23 protein-coding genes are annotated in these 22,442 nt (G+C 70.8%); 11 read left to right on the top strand and 12 right to left on the bottom strand.

The genetic code is table 11. The features are described 5' to 3' along the window. Positions 1–79 precede the first annotated feature (79 nt). From J2X60_RS02735 to J2X60_RS02745, 3 genes are read right to left on the bottom strand one after another with little or no spacing between them, the layout of a single operon-like run. A complete protein-coding gene (locus J2X60_RS02735) occupies positions 80–679 on the bottom strand; it encodes a GNAT family N-acetyltransferase (RefSeq protein WP_175496049.1) in 600 nt (199 codons plus the stop codon). A gap of 2 nt (positions 680–681) precedes the next feature. Continuing rightward, positions 682–1,692, bottom strand: a complete 1,011-nt coding sequence (gene trpS / locus J2X60_RS02740) for a tryptophan--tRNA ligase (RefSeq protein WP_309886420.1) — start codon at positions 1,690–1,692, stop codon at positions 682–684. A gap of 37 nt (positions 1,693–1,729) precedes the next feature. Then, entirely contained in the window at positions 1,730–2,572 is an 843-nt protein-coding gene (locus J2X60_RS02745) for an exodeoxyribonuclease III (protein ID WP_071296540.1), read from the bottom strand. 56 nt (positions 2,573–2,628) lie between these two features. Between J2X60_RS02745 and J2X60_RS02750 the strand changes: the two genes are divergently transcribed. Further along, positions 2,629–2,958 (top strand): hypothetical protein, encoded by a 330-nt coding sequence (locus J2X60_RS02750; RefSeq protein ID WP_309886421.1) that lies wholly within the window; start codon positions 2,629–2,631, stop codon positions 2,956–2,958. 66 nt (positions 2,959–3,024) lie between these two features. Here the strand turns inward: J2X60_RS02750 and J2X60_RS02755 are convergent, their stop codons facing one another. Together J2X60_RS02755 and J2X60_RS02760 are read right to left on the bottom strand one after the other, a co-directional pair. Further along, on the bottom strand, positions 3,025–3,297 hold the full coding sequence (locus tag J2X60_RS02755; protein ID WP_070418429.1) for an HPr family phosphocarrier protein: 273 nt from the start codon (positions 3,295–3,297) through the stop codon (positions 3,025–3,027). A 76-nt stretch (positions 3,298–3,373) separates the two neighbouring features. Next, complete coding sequence (locus J2X60_RS02760; protein ID WP_071303090.1) at positions 3,374–4,144, bottom strand: DeoR/GlpR family DNA-binding transcription regulator; 771 nt, start codon at positions 4,142–4,144, stop codon at positions 3,374–3,376. A 266-nt stretch (positions 4,145–4,410) separates the two neighbouring features. Between J2X60_RS02760 and ptsP the strand changes: the two genes are divergently transcribed. The 4 genes from ptsP (at position 4,411) to J2X60_RS02780 (ending at position 9,365) form a co-directional block, all read left to right on the top strand. Continuing rightward, positions 4,411–6,066, top strand: a complete 1,656-nt coding sequence (gene ptsP / locus J2X60_RS02765) for a phosphoenolpyruvate--protein phosphotransferase (RefSeq protein ID WP_083295279.1) — start codon at positions 4,411–4,413, stop codon at positions 6,064–6,066. A gap of 65 nt (positions 6,067–6,131) precedes the next feature. Further along, positions 6,132–7,688 (top strand): PTS mannitol transporter subunit IICB, encoded by a 1,557-nt coding sequence (locus J2X60_RS02770; protein WP_309779970.1) that lies wholly within the window; start codon positions 6,132–6,134, stop codon positions 7,686–7,688. 85 nt (positions 7,689–7,773) lie between these two features. After that, on the top strand, positions 7,774–8,211 hold the full coding sequence (locus tag J2X60_RS02775) for a PTS sugar transporter subunit IIA (RefSeq protein ID WP_022907882.1): 438 nt from the start codon (positions 7,774–7,776) through the stop codon (positions 8,209–8,211). Beyond that, positions 8,208–9,365 carry a mannitol-1-phosphate 5-dehydrogenase gene (locus J2X60_RS02780; protein ID WP_071294737.1) on the top strand — a complete coding sequence of 386 codons (1,158 nt, stop codon included), beginning with the start codon at positions 8,208–8,210 and terminating at the stop codon, positions 9,363–9,365. The genes J2X60_RS02775 and J2X60_RS02780 overlap by 4 nt, the downstream gene beginning before the upstream one ends. Positions 9,366–9,457: 92 nt before the next feature. Here J2X60_RS02780 and J2X60_RS02785 read toward each other — a convergent pair whose 3' ends face one another. After that, on the bottom strand, positions 9,458–10,456 hold the full coding sequence (locus J2X60_RS02785; RefSeq protein WP_309886422.1) for a diacylglycerol kinase family protein: 999 nt from the start codon (positions 10,454–10,456) through the stop codon (positions 9,458–9,460). A gap of 186 nt (positions 10,457–10,642) precedes the next feature. Here J2X60_RS02785 and J2X60_RS02790 point away from each other — a divergent pair, with 186 nt between their 5' ends. From J2X60_RS02790 to J2X60_RS02805, 4 genes are all read left to right on the top strand, one after another. Beyond that, the gene (locus J2X60_RS02790) at positions 10,643–11,905 is read left to right on the top strand and encodes an ice-binding family protein (RefSeq protein ID WP_309886423.1); all 1,263 of its coding nucleotides are present in this window, start codon (positions 10,643–10,645) and stop codon (positions 11,903–11,905) included. 10 nt (positions 11,906–11,915) lie between these two features. Beyond that, positions 11,916–12,860, top strand: coding sequence for an NADP-dependent oxidoreductase (locus J2X60_RS02795; RefSeq protein ID WP_229086425.1), 945 nt, complete (start codon positions 11,916–11,918; stop codon positions 12,858–12,860). Positions 12,861–12,932: 72 nt separating this feature from the next. Next, positions 12,933–13,457 carry a DUF805 domain-containing protein gene (locus J2X60_RS02800; RefSeq protein WP_309886424.1) on the top strand — a complete coding sequence of 175 codons (525 nt, stop codon included), beginning with the start codon at positions 12,933–12,935 and terminating at the stop codon, positions 13,455–13,457. Then, positions 13,454–14,119, top strand: a complete 666-nt coding sequence (locus J2X60_RS02805) for a DUF805 domain-containing protein (protein WP_309886425.1) — start codon at positions 13,454–13,456, stop codon at positions 14,117–14,119. Before J2X60_RS02800 ends, J2X60_RS02805 begins: the two co-directional genes overlap by 4 nt. Before the next feature lie 74 nt (positions 14,120–14,193). On the opposite strand, the gene J2X60_RS02810 is transcribed toward J2X60_RS02805, so the two are convergent. The 6 genes from J2X60_RS02810 to J2X60_RS02835 all read right to left on the bottom strand — a co-directional run bounded on the left by J2X60_RS02810 (position 14,194) and on the right by J2X60_RS02835 (position 19,777). Beyond that, positions 14,194–14,838, bottom strand: a complete 645-nt coding sequence (locus J2X60_RS02810; RefSeq protein ID WP_070418435.1) for a TNT domain-containing protein — start codon at positions 14,836–14,838, stop codon at positions 14,194–14,196. A gap of 75 nt (positions 14,839–14,913) precedes the next feature. Further along, positions 14,914–15,687 (bottom strand): succinate dehydrogenase iron-sulfur subunit, encoded by a 774-nt coding sequence (locus J2X60_RS02815; RefSeq protein ID WP_071295792.1) that lies wholly within the window; start codon positions 15,685–15,687, stop codon positions 14,914–14,916. 1 nt (position 15,688) lies between these two features. Beyond that, positions 15,689–17,482, bottom strand: a complete 1,794-nt coding sequence (gene sdhA, locus J2X60_RS02820) for a succinate dehydrogenase flavoprotein subunit (RefSeq protein ID WP_070418437.1) — start codon at positions 17,480–17,482, stop codon at positions 15,689–15,691. Between the two features lie 70 nt (positions 17,483–17,552). Beyond that, a complete protein-coding gene (sdhD, locus tag J2X60_RS02825; RefSeq protein ID WP_070418438.1) occupies positions 17,553–17,999 on the bottom strand; it encodes a succinate dehydrogenase, hydrophobic membrane anchor protein in 447 nt (148 codons plus the stop codon). Between the two features lie 11 nt (positions 18,000–18,010). Beyond that, on the bottom strand, positions 18,011–18,460 hold the full coding sequence (gene sdhC, locus J2X60_RS02830; RefSeq protein ID WP_083414140.1) for a succinate dehydrogenase, cytochrome b556 subunit: 450 nt from the start codon (positions 18,458–18,460) through the stop codon (positions 18,011–18,013). A 78-nt stretch (positions 18,461–18,538) separates the two neighbouring features. Continuing rightward, entirely contained in the window at positions 18,539–19,777 is a 1,239-nt protein-coding gene (locus J2X60_RS02835) for a glycosyltransferase family 1 protein (protein ID WP_309886426.1), read from the bottom strand. A 256-nt stretch (positions 19,778–20,033) separates the two neighbouring features. Here J2X60_RS02835 and J2X60_RS02840 point away from each other — a divergent pair, with 256 nt between their 5' ends. Beyond that, positions 20,034–21,149, top strand: coding sequence for a mannose-1-phosphate guanylyltransferase (locus tag J2X60_RS02840; protein WP_070418440.1), 1,116 nt, complete (start codon positions 20,034–20,036; stop codon positions 21,147–21,149). Positions 21,150–21,358: 209 nt separating this feature from the next. Next, a complete protein-coding gene (locus J2X60_RS02845; RefSeq protein ID WP_070418441.1) occupies positions 21,359–22,435 on the top strand; it encodes a BMP family protein in 1,077 nt (358 codons plus the stop codon). Positions 22,436–22,442: the final 7 nt, after the last annotated feature.

The raw sequence follows: 22,442 nt of genomic DNA on the forward strand, positions 1-22,442 counted from the left end.
CGGCCGGCGAGACCGAGGGGTGCGCTGCGGGGGAGGCCGCGGAGTCCGACGGCCGAGGGGTGACGGTCACGGTCCGAGACTATCCGCGAACGGTCGGTGACGCGTCATCCGGGCGTGCCGTCGTCGTCTCGGCCGGCCACGGCAGGTCGGACGCGGGAGCGCCGTCGGCCCGCCGGAGCCCCTTCCACGCCGTCGTCGGAGCGCCGTCCCGCCCGGGGATGAGCGCGTCGCCGGTGCCGGTGTACGAGAACCCCGCGGCACGGGCGACCGAGGCCGAGGCCGTGTTGCCGACGTAGCACTCCCAGTACACGTCCGGCGCACCCTGCGCGAAGGCCCAGTCGAGCACGAGGCCGACGGCGTCGTGCATCAGCCCGGCCCCGCGTGCGGAGGGTGCGAGCCAGAAGCCGAGGTCGCGCCGCGCAGTGCGGTACCCGATGATCCCCTCGAGCCAGGTGGACCCCGTCCGACGGATCGCCCAGGTGTACTCGCGGTCGGAGGCCCACCCCGGACCGACGAGCGCGTCGACGAAGGTCGTGGCGTCCCGGGCGGTGTACGGCGTGGGGATCGTCGTCCAGCGCACGATGTCCGGGTCCTGGCAGGCCTCGGTGATCGCCGTCGCGTCCGCCCGGGTGGGCACGTCGAGGTGCACCCGGGCGGACGACAGCGTGACGGGGCGCACGGTCAGCGCCGGGTGCGGGGCACGAAGCCGATGCGCTCGTAGACCTTCGCGAGGGTCTCTGCGGCGATGGACTCGGCACGCTCGGCGCCGACGGCGAGGAGCCGGTCGAGCTCGGCCGGGTCGTCGAGCAGCTCGAGCGTGCGGGCGCGCACGGGCTCGAGCTCGGCCACGACGGCGTCGGCGACTTCGCCCTTCAGGTCCCCGTAGCCCTTGCCCTGGAACGACTCCTCGAGCACGGCGACCGGGGTGCCGGTGAACGCCGAGAGGATCGACAGCAGGTTCGTCACGCCCGGCTTCGCCTGACGGTCGGCCCGGATCTCGCGCTCGGTGTCGGTGACCGCCGAGCGGATCTTCTTCGCGGTGCGCTTCGGGTCGTCGAGCAGGCGGATGAGGCCGTTGTCCGACGCGGCCGACTTGCTCATCTTGCTCGTCGGGTCCTGCAGGTCGTAGATCCGCGCCGTGTCGGTGAGGATCCGGGCCTCCGGCACGACGAACGTGTCGCCGAACCGCGAGTTGAAGCGCCCGGCGAGGTCGCGGGTGAGCTCGACGTGCTGCCGCTGGTCGTCACCGACCGGCACGACCTTCGTGTCGTACAGCAGGATGTCCGCCGCCATCAGGATCGGGTACGTGAAGAGGCCGACCGACGCGGCTTCGGTGCCCTGCCGGGCGGACTTGTCCTTGAACTGGGTCATCCGGCTCGCCTCGCCGAAGCCGGTCAGGGTGTTCAGCACCCACGCGAGTTCGGCGTGCGCCGGGACGTGCGACTGCACGAACAGCGTCGCCTTGGTCGGATCGATGCCCGAGGCGATGTACTGCGCGGCCGTCGCCCGGGTGTTCGCGCGGAGCTCGGCCGGGTCCTGCGGGGACGTGATCGCGTGCATGTCGACCACGCAGTAGATGGCGTCGTAGTCGTCGAGCAGCGTCCGCCACTGCATGAGCGCGCCGATGTAGTTGCCGAGGTGGAGGGAACCGGCCGAGGGCTGGATGCCCGAGAAGATGCGCGTCTTGGTCATGGTGCTGTCCTGTGCTGGAGAAGTGTGGGGGTGCGGGTCAGAGTTCGTAGTCGACGACCACGGGGGCGTGGTCGGACCATCGCTGGTCGTACGCGGCAGCGCGGTCGACCGTGTACTGCGTGACCTTCGCGGCGAGCTCCGGGGTCGCCATCTGGTAGTCGATGCGCCAGCCCGTGTCGTTGTCGAACGCCTGGCCGCGCCACGACCACCACGTGTACGGCCCCTCGACGTCGCCGGCCTGGGCGCGACCGACGTCGACCCAGCCGAGACCGGGCCCGGTGGTGCCGTCGGCGCCCTCGACCTCGGCGCCCTGCTCGCCGAAGAACCGCGAGAAGTAGGCACGCTCACGCGGCAGGAAGCCCGCGCGCTTGACGTTGCCCTTCCAGTTCTTGATGTCCCGCTGGTCGTGCCCGACGTTGAGGTCGCCGACGACGACCGCGAGCGGGTTGTGCTCGCGGAGCTTCGGCAGCCGCTCGGTCATCGCGTCGAGGAACTTCCACTTCTCGTCCTGCTTCGGGGTGTCCACCTCGCCCGAGTGCACGTACGTCGAGACGACCGTCACCGTGGTGCCGCCGATCTCGTAGTCGGCCTCGAGCCAGCGCCCGGCGGAGTCGAAGTCGTCCGCACCGAGCGCGACGCGGTGCACGTGCGCGCTGTGGCGGGAGGCGATCGCGACGCCCGCCCGACCCTTCGCGGTGGCGGGGTCGTGCACGATGTCCCACTCGTCGCCGAGGAGCCCGGCGAGGTCGTCGCTCGACGCGCGGACCTCTTGCAGGGCGAGCACGTCGACGTCGCGGGTGGCGAGCCAGTCGCCCATGCCCTTCCGGAACGCGGCACGGATGCCGTTCACGTTGACGGATGCGAGGCGCAGGCGTGTCATGCAGAACACCCTATCGGCGGGTGCCGACACGGCTGCGCCGGTCGTAGGCTCGCGCCGTGACCGTCGTGATGACCGTGGGGGAGCTGCTCGATGCGTTCCGTCCCGTGGCCGAGCAGATGCTGCGCCGGGACGAGTTCCGTGCGGCGGAGTTCTGGGTGTACAGCGACTGGTCCGAACGATTGCGGCGGGTGGTCGACACCGAGGTCGCCGACGAGGGGATGGCGCTCGCCTGGTCGATCGCCGGGGACGACGGCGATTCGTGGCTGTGGCTCCGCGACGGGGAACCGGAGATGCTGCTGAAGATCGCCGACGACTTCCAGGACTTCATCGCCGAGAGCGCCTTCGCCTGGGGCGAGCTGCGCCCGATCCCGCCGCTGGGGCAGTAGGGGCGACCGGACGACGGACAGGAGGCGCGGTGCCAGCTGGCACCGCGCCTCCCGTCCGTCCTGTGGTCAGGCCGCGTCGTGGTCCGTCTTGAGGAACTCGACCAGGCTGTCCGCAGTGGTCTCGGCGTCGTCGCCGTTCACCGTGAGGGTGACCTCGTCGCCGTTCTCGATGCCGAGGCCGAGGAGCGCGAGGATGCTGCCGGCGTTCCCGGACTTGTCGCCCTTCGCGATCGTGACCTGGTGGCCGGACGCGGTCACGGTCTGGACGAAGAGGGAGGCCGGGCGTGCGTGCAGGCCGGACGCGCTGGCGACGGTGACGGTGCGGGTGGCTTCGGACATCGATGTACTCCTGTCGATGGGTGGTTGGCTCATGGTAGCGAGCGCGGGGTGGGCGGTTCCGGGGCGGGACGCAGGGTCAGTCGCGGCCGGGCCAGAAGACCTCGGTGCCGGCGGCCTCGACCTCGCGGACGAGGTCGGCGTTCACGCCGGGGTCGGTGATGATCGTGTCGATCGCGGCGAGCGGGGCAACGCGGCCGAACTCCTCGCGACCGAACTTGGTGTGGTCGGCGAGCAGGATGCTGCGGCGCGCGGACTTGATCATCGCGGACTTCACGGCGGCCTCGGCCATGTTGTGCGTCGTGAGACCGCGCTCGGGCGTGATGCCGTTGATGCTGATGAACGCGACGTCCACGCTGACCATCCCGATGAGCTGGTGCGTCCACGTGCCGACGCCGGCGAGCGAGTCGCTGCGGATGTTGCCGCCGAGCAGGTGCAGGTCGATGCCCGGCCGGTTCGCGACCGCCATCGCCACTGGGAGGGAGTGGGTCACGACGGTGAGGCCACGGTCGGTCGGGAGCATCTCGGCGAGGCAGATCGTCGAGGTGCCGGCGTCGATCATGACCGACCCGTTCTCGGGCAGCTCGCCGAGCGCGGCCTCGGCGATGACCATCTTCTCGGCCTGGTTGATGCCGCCACGGTCGCCGACTCCCGGGTGCAGGGTGATGCGTTCGACGGGGATCGCGCCACCGTGCGCACGTCGGACCAGCCCGCGCCGCTCGAGCGAGGTGAGGTCGCGGCGGATCGTCTCCGGGGTCACCTCGAGCAGCTCGGCGAGGTCCTTGACGTCGACCCGGCCCTGCGCACGCGCCTGTTCGACGATGCGCTGGTGGCGCTCTGGTGCGTACATCGGGGCCTCGTCGTCTCGGAAGCGGTGGGGGAGTCGGAACGGAACGGACACGACCGGGCACGTCTCCGGCGACAGCGACCCGAACGGATCCGCCACCAGACGCAAACGGGCATCTGTTTCTGCATTTTTATCCCCGGATGTGTTTGTTTGTCAACGTGGATCGGGGTATGGTGCTGCTCAGCCGCACCGGCGGGGTCCCGTCTCCGCGCTGCGCGCACCGAACGAACCACCCCACCGCAAGCGCGCGTGAGATGAAGGAGTCTCGAATGTCCGAACTGCTCGGCACCGGCGTCGGCCGTGGCGTCGCCCACGGCCCCGTGCTCCGCATGGCCGACCCGCTCGGCGAACCGTCGAAGGACGCCCTGACCGGTTCGGCGGACGACGCGAAGCAGGCCGTGGCCGCCGCGATCGCAGCGGTGGCGGAGGACCTCAACAAGCGGGGGCAGCTCGCCGGTGGGGACGCCCAGGCCGTGCTCGAGGCGCAGGCGCTCATGGCGCAGGACCCGACCCTGCTCGACGACGTGCACGCCCGCATCGACGGCGGCACCAACGCCGAGCGTGCCGTGTTCGAGGCGTTCGGCCAGTTCCGCGACCTGCTCGTCTCGATGGGCGGCTACATGGGGGAGCGTGCCGCCGACCTCGACGACGTCGCCCAGCGCATCATCGCCAAGCTCCGCGGCGTCCACGCCCCGGGTGTGCCCGAGTCGGACACCCCCTTCGTGCTCGTCGCCCGTGACCTCGCGCCGGCCGACACCGCGCTCCTCGACCTCGACAAGGTGCTCGCCCTCGTCACGCGTGACGGCGGCCCGACCTCGCACACCGCGATCCTCGCCCGTGCCAAGGGCATCACCGCGATCGTCGGCGTGACCGGCGCGGACGACCTGTCCGACGGCACGGTCGTCGTCGTGGACGCCGCCGCCGGCACCGTCGTGACCGACCCGTCGGCCGAACTCGTCGCCGACGTCGAGCAGCGCATCGCCGACCGCCTCGCCGCGGCCGCAGCGCCCCTGACCGCCGGCGCGCTCGCCGACGGGCACACCGTCCCGCTGCTCGCGAACCTCGGCAGCCCCGCCGACGCCGCGGGCGCCGTCGCTCTCGGTGCGGAGGGCGTGGGGCTCTTCCGCACCGAGTTCCTCTTCCTCGACTCGCCGAAGGCGCCGACCGTGGACGAGCAGAAGGACTCCTACAAGCAGCTGCTCGAGGCCTTCCCGGGCAAGAAGGTCGTCGTCCGGGCGCTCGACGCGGGTGCCGACAAGCCCCTGCCGTTCCTCACCGACAAGGACGAGGAGAACCCGGCCCTCGGTCGACGCGGTCTCCGGGCGCTCCGGAACCACCCCGAGGTGCTCCGCGACCAGCTCACCGCGCTCGCCCAGGCCGACGCCGAGACCGAGGCCGACCTCTGGGTGATGGCCCCGATGGTCGCCGACGCCGAGGAGACCGAGTACTTCGTCGACCTCGCCCGCGAGCTCGGGATCCGCACCGCCGGTGTCATGGCCGAGGTCCCCTCGCTCGCGCTGATGGCCGAGCAGGTGTTCACCTCCGCCGACTTCGTGTCGATCGGCACGAACGACCTCACCCAGTACACGATGGCCGCCGACCGCATGCTCGGCACCGTCGCGTCCTACCAGGACCCGTGGCACCCCGCCGTGCTCCGCCTCGTCGCGCAGCTCGGCGCAGCGGGTGCGGACGCCGGCAAGCCCGTCGGCATCTGCGGCGAGGCAGCGGCCGACCCGCTGCTCGCCGTCGTGCTCGTCGGTCTCGGCGCCACGACCCTCTCCATGACCCCCGCGGCCCTGGCCGACGTGCGCGCCGAACTCGGCAAGCACACCCTCGACCAGGCCCGCGAGATGGCCCAGGCGGCACTCGCCGCGAGCACGGCGGCGGCCGCCAAGTCCGCCGCGGCCGCGACGCACGCCGCCTGATCCGAACCCCCAGCACCACCTCCCCTCCACACGCAGCAGCAGCACCTCACAGAAAGTCACCGCACATGACAACGTCGTCCGTTGCAGCGCCCGACGCCCCCGCGAAGTCGCGGGGCGGCGCACGCGTCGCCGTTCAGAAGTTCGGCACGTTCCTCTCCGGCATGGTCATGCCCAACATCGCGATCTTCATCGCGTGGGGCATCATCACCGCCTTCTTCATCGAGACCGGCTGGACGCCCGTGGGCATCCTCGGCGGTTTCGGTGAGACGGGCGGCGTCGCGAACGTCGGCCTCGTCGGCCCGATCCTGACCTACCTCATCCCGCTCGCGATCGCGATCCAGGGTGGCCGGATGGTCTACGAGACCCGTGGTGCGGTGGTCGGTTCGATCATGACCATGGGTGTCATCATCGGCGCCAACGGCACGACGATGATCCTCGGCGCGATGATCTGCGGGCCGCTCGGCGCGTACCTCATCAAGCAGATCGACAAGCTCTGGGACGGCAAGATCCGGCCCGGCTTCGAGATGCTCGTGAACAACTACGCGGCTGGCATCCTCGGCTTCGGGTTGGCCATGGCCGGGTTCTTCTGGCTCGCGCCGCTGTTCAAGCTCATCGCCGAGGGCCTCGGCGACGCGGTGAACTTCCTCGTCCAGCACTCGCTGCTCCCGCTCGCCAGCGTGATCATCGAGCCGGCCAAGGTGTTCTTCCTCAACAACGCCATCAACCACGGTGTGCTCGACCAGCTCGGCGCGCAGCAGGTCCAGGAGTCCGGCAAGAGCATCCTCTTCCTGCTCGAGGCGAACCCCGGCCCGGGTCTCGGCATCCTGCTCGCCTTCACCTTCTTCGGTGTCGGCATCGCCCGCTCGACCGCTCCCGGCGCGATCATCATCCAGTTCCTCGGTGGTATCCACGAGATCTACTTCCCGTACGTGCTGCAGAAGCCGGTCCTGTTCATCGCCGTCATCCTCGGTGGTGCCACGGGCGTCGCGACCAACGTTGCGTTCCACTCCGGTCTCGTCGCCCCGGCGTCGCCCGGATCGATCTTCGCGGTGCTCGGTGCGACGGCGAAGGACAGCTTCCTCGGCGTCATCCTCTCGGTCGTCCTGTCCGCAGCGGTGTCGTTCGCGGTCGCGTCGTTCTTCCTCATCGCGACCCGCAAGCGTGACCTCGCGAACGGTGGCGGCGACATGAGCGCCGCGATGGCGAAGCTCCAGGCGAACAAGGGCCGCGACGTCAACGCCGCGACCTCGGGCCTGCTCGGCAACAACTCCCCGGCGAACGAGGAGGAGGCCGAGGCCTCGCTCGGTGGCGTGGGCTCGGCGACCACCGCGACCGCCACCCGCGTCCAGAACCTCGTGTTCGCCTGCGACGCCGGCATGGGCTCCAGCGCGATGGGCGCCAGCGTCCTCCGCAACAAGATCAAGAAGGCGGGCATCGAAGGGGTCACGGTCTCCAACAAGGCGATCGCGAACCTCTCCGGTGACGAGGACCTGATCATCACGCAGGAGGAGCTGACGGAGCGCGCGAAGCAGAAGAACCCGAACGCACAGCACGTGTCGGTCGGCAACTTCATGAACGCGCCGCAGTACGACCAGGTCGTCGAACAGCTCAAGAACCAGTAACGAAGTGCAGTATCGGAGGGGACGGGCCACGGCTCGTCCCCTCCACACGTCCACGACGCCACGTCACGAAGCAAGGAGAACCCCGATGCCCGTCCTGCAGGAGAGCCAGATCCGGATCCACACCGAGGACACCGCACCGACCAAGTCGGAGGCGATGAAGGAGGCTGCCGAGATCCTCGAGGCTGCAGGCGCGGTCACGGCGGACTACTACCCGGCGATGCTCGAGCGCGAGAAGAGCGTCTCGACCTACATGGGGAACTTCCTCGCCATCCCGCACGGCACGAACGACGCGAAGGACGCCATCAAGTCCTCGGCGCTGTCGTTCATCCGCTACGCGACCCCGATCGACTGGGACGGCAACCCCGTCCGCTTCGTCGTCGGCATCGCCGGCGTCAACAACGAGCACCTCGACATCCTGTCCAAGATCGCGATCGTGTTCAGCGACGAGGACGAGGTCCAGAAGCTGACCGACGCACCGGACACCGCCGCGATCCTGTCGATCCTCGGCGAGGTCAACGAGTGAGCACCCCCACCGCCGTCCACTTCGGCGCGGGCAACATCGGCCGCGGCTTCGTCGGACTGCTCCTGCACGAGGCCGGCTACGAGGTCGTCTTCGCCGACGTCGCCGCGCCCCTCATCGACGCTCTCGCCGCTGCCGACTCGTACACGGTGCACGAGGTCGGTCAGAACGCGCGCGACCACGAGGTCACGAACTTCCGTGCCCTGAACAGCGCCCAGGACGAATCGGCCGTCGTCGCCGAGATCGCCACGGCGTCCATCGTCACCTGCGCCGTCGGACCGAACGTCCTGAAGTTCATCGCGCCGGTCATCGCGAAGGCGCTCCAGCAGCGCGACGCGGACGCCGCGCCGATCGCCGTGATGGCGTGCGAGAACGCCCTCAACGCCACCGACCGCCTGCGCGAGTTCATCGTCGAGGCGCTCCCCGCCGACGTCCGCGACCAGGCCCTCGCCAAGGCGGTCTTCGCGAACACCGCGGTCGACCGCATCGTCCCGGCGCAGCCCGAGGGCGCGGGCCTGGACGTCACTGTCGAGACCTACTTCGAGTGGGCCATCGACCGCACGCCGTTCGGCGGGAACGAGCCGGAGATCCCCGGCGCCCACTACGTCGACGGCCTCGCCGCGTCGATCGAGCGCAAGCTCTTCACGGTGAACACCGGGCACGCGACCGTCGCGTACCACGGCTTCCTCGCCGGGGCGGACAAGATCTCGGACGCCATCGCGATCCCCGCGGTCCGGTCCGAGCTCGAGTCCGTGCTCGCCGAGACGAGCGACCTGCTCGTCCGCCGCCACGAGCTCGACCCCGAGGTGCACCGTGCGTACGTGCAGGCCATCATCGGGCGCTTCGAGAACCCGCACCTGCCCGACACCGTGACCCGCGTCGGCCGACAGCCGCTGCGCAAGCTCTCCCGCGACGAGCGCTTCGTGTCGCCCGCCGCCGCCCTCGCCGAGGACGGCACGGAGCCGACGGCGCTGCTCGACGCCATGGGCGCCGCGCTGCGTTTCGACGTGCCGGACGACGAGCAGAGCGTCGAACTCCAGGCGCTGCTGCGCTCGGACCGGAGCGACGCCGAGGTCGTGACCGAGATCACCGGGCTCGACGAGCAGCACCCGCTGCACGCCGCGTTCGCGGACCGGGTGCGGTCCGCGCGCGCCTAGCGTCCTCGACGCATCCACCTGACGGACGGGAGGCGCGGTGCCGGCTGGCACCGCGCCTCCCGTCCGTCACGCACCAGCGTCGGACCGCCGCGTCAGGCCGTCCGCAGCACGAGACCGCCGTGCTCGACGCGCAGGCTGGCAGCGGCCACCAGGCCGAACGGATCACCGTCCAACTGCAGCTGTTCGGGCTCGTCGAGCACGAGGTCGAGTCGCCGCGCCGTCGTGTAGCCGAGTGTCCGCGACCGCGGCAGGAAGCGCGCGAGCAACCGTCCGAAGCGCGTCCGGTGGTAGAAGCGGTTGAGCGACAGGCCGTAGCCGATCTTCGTCCAGCCGAAGGCGCCACGCGGGCGGAACGCAACGGCGTCGAGGAGCCCGTCGTCCGGCTGCGCTTCGGGGAGGAGCAGCAGGCCCGCCGTGAGGGTCCCGCAGTTGCCCACGATGACGGTGTGCGCCCGCATGCTGTGCTCCTCGCCCTCGTCGAGGCGGTACCGGAGGTCGACCTGGCGGTTGCCGACCACGGACCGCATGATCGGGTCGGAGTAGGCGAGCCAGCCGAAGCGCTTCTTCAGGCCGGCGTTCGTGTCCGCGGCCATCCGGGCGTCGAGACCGATCCCCGCCATCACGAGGAACGCGTGCTCGGTCGTGTCCCCGTCGGCGGTGGTGAGCGCGGCGAATGCGACGTCGACGGCACGGTCAGCGCCGTGGAAGGCCGACCGGACGGCCGCGGTGACGTCACCGATCGGGATGCCGAGGTTCCGTGCGTAGAGGTTGCCGGTGCCCGTCGGGAGCAGGGCGATCGGGATGCCGGACCCGTGCAGCACTTCGGCCGCGACCCGCAGCGTGCCGTCGCCACCGACGACCAGCACGACGTCGGGTGCGCTGTCACGAGCGGCGCGTGCGGCGGCGCGGCCGTCGTCGTCGGCCGCGGTCTCGAACCAGGCGGTGTCGGCCCAGCCGAGCGACCCCTGCTCGGTGGCGACCGCCGAGCGGAGGGCGGCGAGGTCGACCGCGGAGGGGTTCACGACGACGGCGGCGTGCTGCGGGCCGGCCGGCCGGTGCGTGCGGTCGGGGGCTGCGGGAGTGGAGGGCACCAGTCGACGGTACCGCCGGACGCGAGGCGATCGCGCCGCGGACCGGTGTGTCCGATCTCCGCGGATCCACCGAACCTGGCAATCGGGACCCTCACGCACAGGTACGCGAGCGAGACTCGCGGCACGGCGAGTGCCGGGTGACTTCGACACCTGTGCGGTACCTCTCCTGAACAGGCAGGGGCCGTCATGGCCAGCACGCCCATCGTCCGCTCACTCACCCTCATCGGCACCGGGATCGGACTGGCGGCAGCGCTGGCGCTCGCGTCCTCCGGTCCCGCCTCGGCCGCGACCGTCATCGACGGTCCGATCGGGCTCGGCACGGCCGCGACGTACGGCGTCCTCGGCGCCTCGACCGTCACGAACACCGGACCCACCACCGTCCAGGGCGACCTCGGCCTCTCCCCGGGGACCTCGATCACCGGGTTCGGCGGACCCGGCAACGGGATCGTGAACGGCACGGTGCACCAGACCGACGCGGCAGCGACCCAGGCCCAGGCCGACACCACGACCGCGTACAACGTGGCGGCGTCGCTGACCCCGACGCAGACCGGCGTCTCGGAGCTGAACGGCCTCAGCCTGTCGCCCGGTGTCTACACCGGCGACGCACTGCGACTCGCGGACACCGGGACGCTGACGCTCGCGGGCAGCGCCGACTCCGTGTGGGTGTTCCAGGCCGCGTCGACGCTGACGATCGGATCGGGCACGCGCATCCTCACCACGGGTGGCGCGAGCTCCTGCAACGTCTTCTGGCAGGTCGGCAGCTCGGCCACGATCGGCAGCGCCGCGCAGTTCCAGGGCACGGTCCTCGCGGACCAGTCCGTCACGGCCACCACGGGTGCGACCGTCGTCGGGCGTCTGCTCGCGCGCACCGCGGCTGTGACGCTCGACACGAACACGATCACCGCGCCGACCGGGTGCCCGGCCCCCGGCACCCCCTCCGAGACGGTGGCTCCGACGATCACGTCCGGCACCCCCACGGCCGCGACCGCCGGTACGCCCTACTCGTTCCCGGTGACGGCGACGGGAACGCCCGCGCCCACGTACTCGGACGGCGGGACCCTGCCGCCCGGGCTCACGATCAACCCGATGACCGGCGTCATCTCCGGCACACCGACGACGCCCGGCACCACGACGGTGACGATCACGGCGGACAACGGCACGGCCCCGGCCGACACTGAGACGTACGTCCTCACCGTCCGCGCTCCCGCGGTGGTCCCGACGCCGACCCCCACTCCCTCGGCACCGACGTCGAGCGCTCCGGCCGTGCCGGTCGCTGCGGGCTCGGGCAGCGGTGGTTCCGGGAACTCCCCGGCGGAACTCGCCTTCACCGGCAGCGACCCGACGGTGCCGCTCACGATCGCCGGAGCACTCCTCGTCGCCGGCTCCGCACTGCTCGTGCTGCGGTCCCGTACCCTGCGTGCCCGACGACGTCCGGCACCGCGCGCGTAGCGTCGGGAGCATGACGAAGCACTGGGTGGCCCCGCGGTTCGGCGGCAGCGAAGTCCTCGAGTACGTCGAGACCGAGGTGCCGGCCCCGGGCCCCGGCGAGGTGACGATCGACGTCCGCGCCGCGGGCATGAACCCCGCCGACACGAAGCACACCCGGCAGGGCGACCCGTCGGACCTGCCGATCGCGATCGGCTACGAGGTTGCGGGCGTCCTGAGCGCCGTCGGCCCGGACACCGAGATCGCGTCCGGCGGGGGAGCGGTCGGTGACGAGGTCCTCGCGTTCCGGGTCGCTGGTGGCTGGGCCGAGCGACTCACGGTGCCGGCACGGGACGTGTTCGCCAAGCCCGCGGCCCTCGGCTTCCCCGAGGCCGCGAACCTCCTGCTCGCCGGCACCACCGCCGCGGACATGCTCCGGGTGACCCGGGCCTCGGGGAACGACACGGTCCTCGTGCACGGTGCCGCCGGTGCCGTCGGGGTCAGCCTCCTGCAGCAGCTCCGCCTCCTCGGGGCGCGGGTCATCGGCACCGCCTCCGAGCGCAACGCCGACACCGTCGCGGACTTCGGCGGTGAGTGGATCGCCTACGGCGACGGACTCGAGGACCGGGTCCGGGCACTCGTGGCCGACGGCACGGGCGACGGCGTCGACGTGGCGCTCGACTGCGTCGGGACCGACGAGGCCGTCGACGTCTCGCTCGCGCTCGTCGCGGACCGGTCGCGCATCGTCACGATCGCCGCGTTCGGTCGAGCGGGGGCCGACGGCATCCGTGCGATCGGCGGAGCCCAGCCGGAGAGCAAGGCGTTCCGAGACTCGGTGCGGCAGCGACTCATCGACCTCGCGGGCGACGGGCAACTCGCCGTCCCCGTCGCGCGGACGTTCCCGCTCGCCGAGGCGAAGGCCGCGGCCGAGGTGCTCGAGTCGCAGCACCCCGGCGGGAAGCTCGCCCTCGTCCCCTGACCCGGCGCGGACGTGGCCGGGGCGTTCTGGTTGAATCGCACTCGTACTTCAGCCAACACCCGAGGGGGACCCATGACCGACCAGTACCCGCCGCAGAACCCGTACGGCCAGCAGCCCGCACCGACCGGGCCCGGGGGCGAACCGCCGATCTGGGCGCCCTGGTACGGCATCTCGTTCGGCAAGGCGTTCTCGCGCTTCTTCAAGAAGTACGCGACGTTCAGCGGCCGCGCGAGCCGCAGCGAGTACTGGTGGTGGTACCTCTGGAGCGCCATCATCGGCACGGTGGCGTCGATCATCACGGGCATCCTGACGGCGGCCACCGGCACGACGACCACCACGACCTCCTCGACGTACGTGGGCTTCTCGACGATGTCGACCAACCCGCTCGCCGGGACGGCCTTCTGGATCGTCGGACTCGCGCTCGTCATCCCGACGCTGGCACTCATCGTGCGACGCCTCCACGACGCGAACATCAGCGGGCTCTTCGCGCTGCTGCTGCTCATCCCGTTCCTCGGTGCGGTCGCGGTGTTCATCATGATGTTCCTGCCGTCGAACCCGCAGGGCGCCCGGTTCGACCGACCGACCGGTTCGCGATGACGACCGGCGGCGAACCCGGGTGGGGACAGCCGGACGGGCAGCAGCCGCCGGCCGGGCAGCCGAACGGCCAGCCCTCCGCGCCCTCCGGCCAGCCCTCGGCGCCGTACGGGCAACAGAACGGCCAGCAGTACGGCCAGACGTTCCCGCCCTACGGTCAGCCGTACGCGCAGCTCCAGCCCCCGATCCCGGTCGGGCCGGACGGCACGCCCCCGCTCTGGGCACCCTGGTACGGCATCGGCTTCCTCGACGCCGCCACGCGCTTCTTCAAGAAGTACGCGCGGTTCGACGGGCGCGCCAGCCGGAGCGAGTTCTGGTTCTGGGCGCTCGCCAACGGGCTGGTCAACCTCGTCTTCCTCGGCGCCTACCTCGTCGCGCTGTTCACGTGGATCGCGGCGAACACCTCGACCGACGCGTACGGCGTGGCACGGTCCGACGCCGTGGGGCCGCCCGTCGTCGCGCTGCTGATCGGCGGGGTGTGGGGGCTCTGGTGGCTCGCGACGATCGTGCCGAGCCTGGCCCTGGGGTGGCGCCGGGTGCACGACGCGAACCTGGCCGGACCGTTCTGGCTCATCGCGCTGTTCGTCGGGATCGCCGGGATCGTCTTCGGCGCCCTCGAGTCGAACCCGGCCGGTGCGCAGTACGACCGCCCCGACCTCGGGTAGCGCGACGACCACGACGAAGCGGCCCGCCCCGGCAGGGGGCGGGCCGCTTCGTCGTGCTGCGGTCGGGGCGCGGGTCAGACCACCCGGAGCCGCGAGAGCGAACCGTCCACGACCAGGTCGCGCACCGTGACGGACGGATCCGCCGTCTGGAAGCGCAACGCGCCTCCGGGCTGGTCGAACCAGGGCTGGACGAACCGGACCGTCACCAGGAACGGCCGTTCGACCAGGTAGCGGTGCGTCTCGGGCGCCGACGCGACGTGCGGCGGCAGCGAGCGCTGCGGCAGCGGGGTGTCGAGCGGGTGCAGCAGGTAGCCGTCCGGGCCACCGACGCGGTCCACCGGCACGCCGGCCGGCACCTGGATCGTGAGGCCCTGCTCGCCTGCCTGCGCCACCTGCTGCGCGAGCTGCGGGTACGTCGACGCCGCCCGGTCGCGAAGCCCGTCGAGCTCGTACCGGGGGATGTCCTTCGGCGCCGGGAACGGCCGGTTGAGGAAGCGACGGAGCATCTCGACCGCGTCCGCCTCGCCCCGGGCGGTCGCGAGACGCCGTGCGGTCCCGTAGTCGACGACCTCGAGCGCGAAGTCGCCCGTGCCCTCGACCGCGACGACTCGCAGCGCGCCCTCGACCGGGGGCTCGTGCAGGGTCTCTCCGGGGAGCTGCACGTAGCGGATCGTGTAGCCGAGCTGGTCGAGGATGGGGCGCGTGTCCGCGAAGGTCATGGAGCGGAGCCTATCGGTGGCGCCCCTGACGTGCCTTGGACGGAGCCGAGCGTCGGCCCCGTCCCGGCGACGTCGTCAGGCCCGGCCCCGCATGACGGCCTGCTTGACCTCGGAGATCGCCTTCGTGACCTGGATGCCGCGCGGGCAGGCGTCGGTGCAGTTGAAGGTCGTGCGGCAGCGCCACACGCCCTCCTTGTCGTTGAGGATGTCGAGCCGGACGTCGGCCGCGTCGTCGCGCGAGTCGAAGATGAACCGGTGCGCGTTCACGATGGCGGCGGGGCCGAAGTACTGGCCGTCCGTCCAGAACACCGGGCAGGACGACGTGCACGCGGCGCAGAGGATGCACTTCGTGGTGTCGTCGAAGCGCGCACGGTCGGCCACCGACTGGATGCGCTCCTTGCCCGGGGTGGGGGCGGTCGCGGGCTGCAGGAACGGCTGGACCTCTCGGAAGGACTTGAAGAACGGCTCCATGTCGACGACGAGGTCCTTCTCGAGCGGCAGGCCCTTGATCGCCTCGACGTAGATCGGCTTCGACACGTCGAGGTCCTTGATCAGCGTCTTGCACGCCAGCCGGTTGCGTCCGTTGATGCGCATCGCGTCGGAGCCGCAGACGCCGTGCGCGCAGGAGCGCCGGAAGGTCAGGGAGCCGTCCTGGTCCCACTTGATCTTGTGGAGCGCGTCGAGGATGCGGTCGGTCGGCAGCATCATGACGTCGAAGTCCTGCCAGCGCGGCTCGTCGTCGACGTCCGGGTCGAACCGGCGGATGATGAGCGTCACCGGGAACGATCCGGGAGGGGCGTCCTGCACGGTGTCGGTGCGGGGTGCGTCGGAGACCAGGGTGTCGGTCATCTCAGTACTTCCTCTCCATCGGCTGGTACCGCGTCACGACGACTGGCTTCCAGTCGAGGGTGATGTGGTCGTCGGCGAGTGACGAGTGCGGGTCGCCCGTCAGGTACGCCATGGTGTGCTGCATGTAGTTCTCGTCGTCGCGCTTCGGGTAGTCGTCGCGCATGTGGCCGCCGCGGGACTCCTTGCGGTTCCGGGCGGAGTACACGACGACCTCGGCGAGGTCGAGCAGGAACCCGAGCTCGACGGCCTCGAGCAGGTCGGTGTTGAACCGCTTGCCCTTGTCCTGCACGGAGACCTGCAGGAAGCGGTTCCGGAGCGTGTGGATGGTCTCGGTGACGCGGGCGAGCGACTCGTCGGTGCGGAACACCTGCGCGTTCTTGTCCATCTCGTCCTGCAGTTCCTTGCGGAGCACGGCGATGCGCTCGGTGCCGGTCGAGGCACGGAGCTGCGCGAGCATGTCGCGGACGCCGGCGGCCGGGTCCTCGGGCAGGGGGAGGAACTCGGCGGTCTTGACCCACTCGGCCGCGTTGTTGCCCGAGCGCTTGCCGAAGACGTTGATGTCGAGCAGCGAGTTGGTGCCGAGGCGGTTCGAACCGTGGACGGACACGCAGGCGCACTCGCCGGCGGCGTAGAGCCCGGGGACGACCGTGGTGTTGTCGTACAGGACCTCGGCGTCGGTGTTGGTCGGGATGCCGCCCATCGCGTAGTGCGCCGTCGGCATGACGGGCACCGGCTCGACGACCGGGTCGACACCGAGGTAGGTGCGCGCGAACTCGGTGATGTCGGGGAGCTTGGTCTCGAGCACCTCTGCCCCGAGGTGCGTGCAGTCGAGCAGCACGTAGTCCTTGTTCGGCCCCGCGCCACGGCCCTCGGCGACCTCTTGCACCATGCACCGGGCGACGATGTCACGCGGGGCGAGGTCCTTGATGGTGGGGGCGTAGCGCTCCATGAACCGCTCACCCGAGGCGTTGCGGAGGATCGCGCCCTCACCGCGGGCGCCCTCGGTGAGGAGGATGCCGAGGCCGGCGAGCCCGGTCGGGTGGAACTGGAAGAACTCCATGTCCTCGAGCGGGAGGCCGGTGCGCCAGACGATCCCGACGCCGTCGCCGGTCAGGGTGTGCGCGTTCGAGGTGGTCTTGTACATCTTGCCGAAGCCACCGGTGGCGAAGATCATCGCCTTGGCGTGGAAGACGTGGAGGTCACCGGTCGCGAGCTCGTACGCCACCACACCGGCGGGCTGCTTGCGGGTGACGCCGTCCTCGCCGACGACGTCGACCATGATGAGGTCGAGCGCGTAGAACTCGTTGAAGAAGTTCACGCCGAGCTTCACGCAGTTCTGGAACAGCGTCTGCAGGATCATGTGGCCCGTGCGGTCCGCGGCGTAGCAGGCCCGGCGGACGGGGGACTTGCCGTGGTCGCGGGTGTGACCGCCGAAGCGCCGCTGGTCGATCTTGCCCTCGGGCGTGCGGTTGAACGGCAGCCCCATGTTCTCGAGGTCGATGACCGCGTCGATGGCTTCCTTCGCGAGGATCTCGGCGGCGTCCTGGTCGACCAGGTAGTCGCCGCCCTTGATCGTGTCGAAGGTGTGCCACTCCCACGAGTCCTCTTCGACGTTCGCGAGCGCCGCGGCCATCCCGCCCTGCGCCGCACCGGTGTGCGAACGCGTCGGGTACAGCTTCGAGATGACGGCCGTCTTCGCCTTCGGGCCGGCCTCGATGGCGGCACGCATGCCGGCACCGCCCGCGCCGATGATGACGATGTCGAACTGGTGGTGGTGAACGGTGGTCTCGGTCACTGGGGCCTTTCCGGAGTGGTGCCGCGCCGGCAGGGGCATGCGGCGGCGAGGTCGAGGACGCGTGCTGCGGCTACTGGGCCGGGCAGAACGACGGCAGGTCCGCGGCGGCTGCGCCGGCGGGGCACGGGTCGAACGTCCAGCACACGAGCAGGCCGAGCACGATGAGCACGACGCAGGCGATGAGGATCGCGACGAGCAGGGTCTTGCGGATGCCCGGCTTCGACACGTAGTCGTTGACGATCGTCCGCATGCCGTTCGAACCGTGGATCAGCGCGAGGACGAGCATGAGCGAGTCCCACACCTGCCAGAACGGCGACGCCCACTTGCCGGCGACGAACGCGAAGTCGATCTGCTTGACGCCCTCGCCCGCCACCATGTTGACGAAGAGGTGCCCGAAGATCAGCACGACGAGCAGGACGCCCGAGCCGCGCATGTAGATCCAGCCCCACTTCTCCCAGTTGGTGGAGCGGCGGGCTGCTGCTGCCGAGCGCGGGGGCTCGATGGTCTGCGTGGTCATCCGGATGCCCCCTAGTTGAAGTCCGCGACGAGGTTCATGAGCTGGCGCGGCAGGAAGCCGGCGATGGCGATCGCCCAGAGGACGATCACGATCCAGAACATCGCCCGCTGGTACTTCGGGCCCTTCGACCAGAAGTCGATGAGGATGATCCGGAGCCCGTTGAACGCGTGGAAGACGATGGCCATCACGAGCGCGATCTCACCGAGGTTCATGATCGGCGTCTTGTACGTGCCGATGACCGCGTTGTACGCCTCGGGGGAGAGCCGCACGAGGGCGGTGTCGAGGATGTGCACGAGCAGGAAGAAGTAGATCGCCACACCGGTGATGCGGTGCAGGACCCAGGACCACATGCCGGTGGACCCCCGGTAGAGCGTTCCCTGCGGTGTCCGAGAAGCGCGCGGCGCCTCGATCGTCACCTGGGGTGCGGCGGTCGCCGTACCCCCTGCGGTCTGCTCGGCCATGAGCTCGTCCTCCCATAGGACGGGCTCGCCCGATCGGCGAGCCCTTGCCGTTCGTGTTCGTGTGGAACACGACCCATCCTATGCGCGTGCGCTGACCTTCTCGTGCCAACCGGTCCGGGCACCCCGCGTCGTGGCGGGCGGCGCGCCGATCGTGCGGGCCGTGTCGTGGTGGTCGAGCAGTTCGTCGCCGATCGCCTCCCACGTCGTCCCCTCGACCCGGAGCCGCCCGGCGGAGCCCATCCGCTCGGCCAGGGCGCGGTCGTGGTGCAGGGCGAGGACGGCTCGACGCAGGGCCTGTGGCTCGTCCGGGTCGTACAGCTCGCCGTCGAGTCCCGGCGCGACGAGGTCGAGCGGCCCGCCGGCGCTCGGCGCGACGACCGGCAGCCCGCTGGCGTGCGCCTCCTGCAGGGTCTGGCCGAAGGTCTCCGCCGGTCCCGTGTGGACGAACAGGTCCAGGGCCGCGTAGGCGTCCGCGAGCGCGTCCCCGCGGAGCGGACCGGTGAACGTGACGTCCAGGTGGCGGAGGCGCCGTTCGAGCGCGGCCCGGGAGGGACCGCCGCCCGCGACCACGATCCGGATCCCGGGGATGCCGCCGAGCTCCGCGAGCCGCTCGACCTCCTTCTCGGGCGCCAGCCGCCCGACGTACCCGACGATGGTCTCGCCGCGCGGGGCGATCCGCCGCCGGAGCGCCCGCACGTGCGCCGACGAGCGGCGCGCGGGGTGGAACAGCTCGGTGTCGACGCCGCGGCCCCAGCGCGCGACGCGGGGGACGCCGTCCTCGGCGAGCATCGCCGCGGTCGCGCTCGACGGCGCGAGCGTCAGCGAGGCGCCGGCGTGGATGCGTCCGAGGATCCTCCGCACCAACGGGACGGTCGCGGTCAGGCCGTTGCGGCGGGCGAACCCGGCCACGTCGGTCTGGAAGACGGCGACGGAGGGGATGCCGAGCCTCCCGGCCGCCGTGATCGCGCGCCCACCCAGCAGGAACGGACTCGCGGCGTGGAGCACGTCGGCGCCGGAGGCGGCGAGGATCGTGTCGAGCACCGGGTGGGGGAGCGCGACCGGGAACTGGCGGTACGCGACGGCCGGGACCCGGTGCACGTCGAAGGAGCGGTATCGCTCCACCGCGGTGCGCGAGCGGAACTGCGCGATGCCGGGGGTGTCCGGCGCGATGACGACCGCGCGGTGACCGCGGCGTTCCAGGTGGTCCAGCACCGCGAGGACGCTGGTGGTGACGCCGTTGAGGGTGGGCAGGAAGCTCTCGGTCACGACGGCGACGGTCCGTTGGGACGTGCCGCGCTCCACGCTGCGTGCGTTCATGGCGGTGTCCATGCTCCGCGCGCGGCGTGTCCCCGCGGGGCCGTCGACGTGAACGCCCGGCACGCAGGCGGTGAACAGCCGCGTCCGCGTGCGGTGAACGGTCGCGTCCGCGCGTGGTGGACGACCGGACTGGAGGCGCGGCGCACGACCGGCGGGCCGGCTGCGGTGGCCGTGTGCGGACTCCCGCACCGCGTGCGTGCGGGAAGCGTGCGGGAACCACCCAGGTCGCGCCCGGCCGCACCGGTACGGTGAGCACGTGGCAGACGCACTCGAGGACTTCTACGCGATCATCCCCGCCGGGGGCATCGGATCGCGGCTCTGGCCGTTGTCGCGTGCCGACGCGCCCAAGTTCCTGCACGACCTGACCGGGTCCGGCACCTCGCTGCTCCGGCAGACGTGGGACCGTCTCGCGCCCCTGGCCGGCGAGCAGCGGATCATGGTCGTCACCGGCCGTGCGCACCGTGTCGCCGTCGAGTCGCAGCTCCCCGGCGTCGAGGACCACAACGTCGTGCTCGAGAGCGAGCCGAAGGACTCCACGGCGGCCATCGGCCTCGCCGCGGCGATCCTGCGCCGCCGCGAGCCGGACGTCGTCATCGGCTCCTTCGCGGCGGACCACGTCATCGGTGACGCCCGGGGCTTCCGCAGGTCGGTCCGCGAAGCGGTCGTCGCCGCACGCGCCGGCTACATCACGACGATCGGCATCACGCCGACCGAGCCGGCGATCGGCTTCGGGTACATCCACGCGCACGACGACCCGATCGGCATCGAGGGCGCCCCGACCGCCCACGCGGTGCGCTCCTTCGTCGAGAAGCCCGACCTCGACACCGCGCGCTCGTACGTCGAGCAGGGCACCTACCTCTGGAACGCGGGCATGTTCATCGCCCGCGCGGACGTGCTGCTCGCCGAGATCGGCCGGACGAAACCCGAGCTGCTCGCCGGCATCGAGGAGCTCGCCGACGCGTGGGACACCTCGGCCCGTGGTGCCGTCGTGGACGCGGTGTGGCCGAACCTCGAGAAGATCGCCATCGACTACACGGTCGCCGAGCCCGCCGCCGCCGCAGGGCGCATGGCGGTCATCCCCGGCGACTTCGACTGGGACGACGTCGGCGACTTCGCCTCGCTCGCGAAGCTGCAGTCCGGCGGCCGCGCGAACAACCTCGCGGTGCTCGGGGACGGCGCTCGCATCCTCGCGGACTCGTCGAGCGGCATCGTCGTCTCGCACAGCCAGCGGCTCATCTCGCTCATCGGCGTCGAGGACATCGTCGTCGTGGACACCCCCGACGCCCTGCTCGTGACCACCAGCGCGAACGCGCAGCGCGTCAAGGGTGTGGTGGATGCACTGAAGATCAGCGGCCGCGGCGACGTCCTGTAGCGCTCCATCACGAAAAGCGCTTGACGTCCCCCGAACTGGGGGCAGAACCGTGACTTCGCGTTACGGGCGCGTTTCGGCGCGGTCGCGATCCCGTAACTGATCCCAGGAGTCCCTCAGGGGCGTTCTGTACCGGCCGGGCGGTCGTGTACTGTCGCCACGATCGCCCGGAACGCACGTGGTCCGGGCACGCTCCCCGGAGGAACCCACCCGTGACATCTCGTACCCGTCAGGTCCTGCTGAGCTCCCTCGCGCTCGCCGGTACCGTCGCCGTCCTCGCCGGTTGCTCGGCCGCCCCGTCCGACACCGCGTCCGGCGACAACAAGACCAGCTTCCGCCCCTGCATGGTCTCCGACGCCGGTGGCTTCGACGACAAGTCGTTCAACCAGCTCGGGTTCGAGGGCATGAAGGACGCCGCGTCCGACCTCGGTGCCACCTACAAGTCGGCCGAGTCCAAGGACGCCACCGTCTACGACTCGAACATCGAGCAGCTCATCGGCCAGAACTGCAACCTCATCGTCACCGTCGGCTTCAACCTCGCCGACGCCACGAAGAAGCAGGCCGCGGCGAACCCCGACACCGACTTCGCGATCATCGACGACAACTCGATCGACGCGAAGAACGTCAAGCCGATCACCTTCGACACCTCGCAGGCGGCGTTCCTCGCCGGCTACGCGGCCGCCTCGTACTCGAAGAGCGGCGTCGTCGGCACCTTCGGCGGCATGCAGATCCCGACCGTCACGATCTTCATGGACGGCTTCGCGGACGGCGTGAAGTACTACAACGAGCAGAAGTCGAAGGACGTCAAGGTCGTCGGCTGGGACGTCGACAGCCAGAAGGGTTCCTTCACGGGCGGCTTCGAGGCCGGCACGCAGGCCAAGGCCGTCGCGCAGACCCTGATCGACCAGGACGCCGACGTGATCCTGCCCGTCGGTGGCCCGATCTACCAGTCGGCAGCCGAGGCCATCAAGGACGCGAACAACGGCTCCGTCCTGATCGGTGCGGACAGCGACCTCTACGAGGCCGACCCGCGCTACAAGGACATCGCGTTCACGTCCGTCGAGAAGGGCATGCGCCCCGCCGTCAAGGACGTCGTCGAGCAGGCCGCCGACAAGAAGTACTCCAACGAGCCGTACGTCGGCACGCTGAAGAACGACGGCGTCGGCATCGCGCCGTTCCACGACTACGCCGACAAGGTCGACAGCGGCCTCGAGAAGGAGCTCGACACCATCAAGTCGGGCATCATCGACGGCTCGATCAAGGTCGAGACCAAGGCGACCGTCAAGTAGTCCGGTG

Origin of the sequence: Curtobacterium sp. 320, from assembly GCF_031455235.1 — a bacterium.
Lineage (GTDB): Bacteria > Actinomycetota > Actinomycetes > Actinomycetales > Microbacteriaceae > Curtobacterium.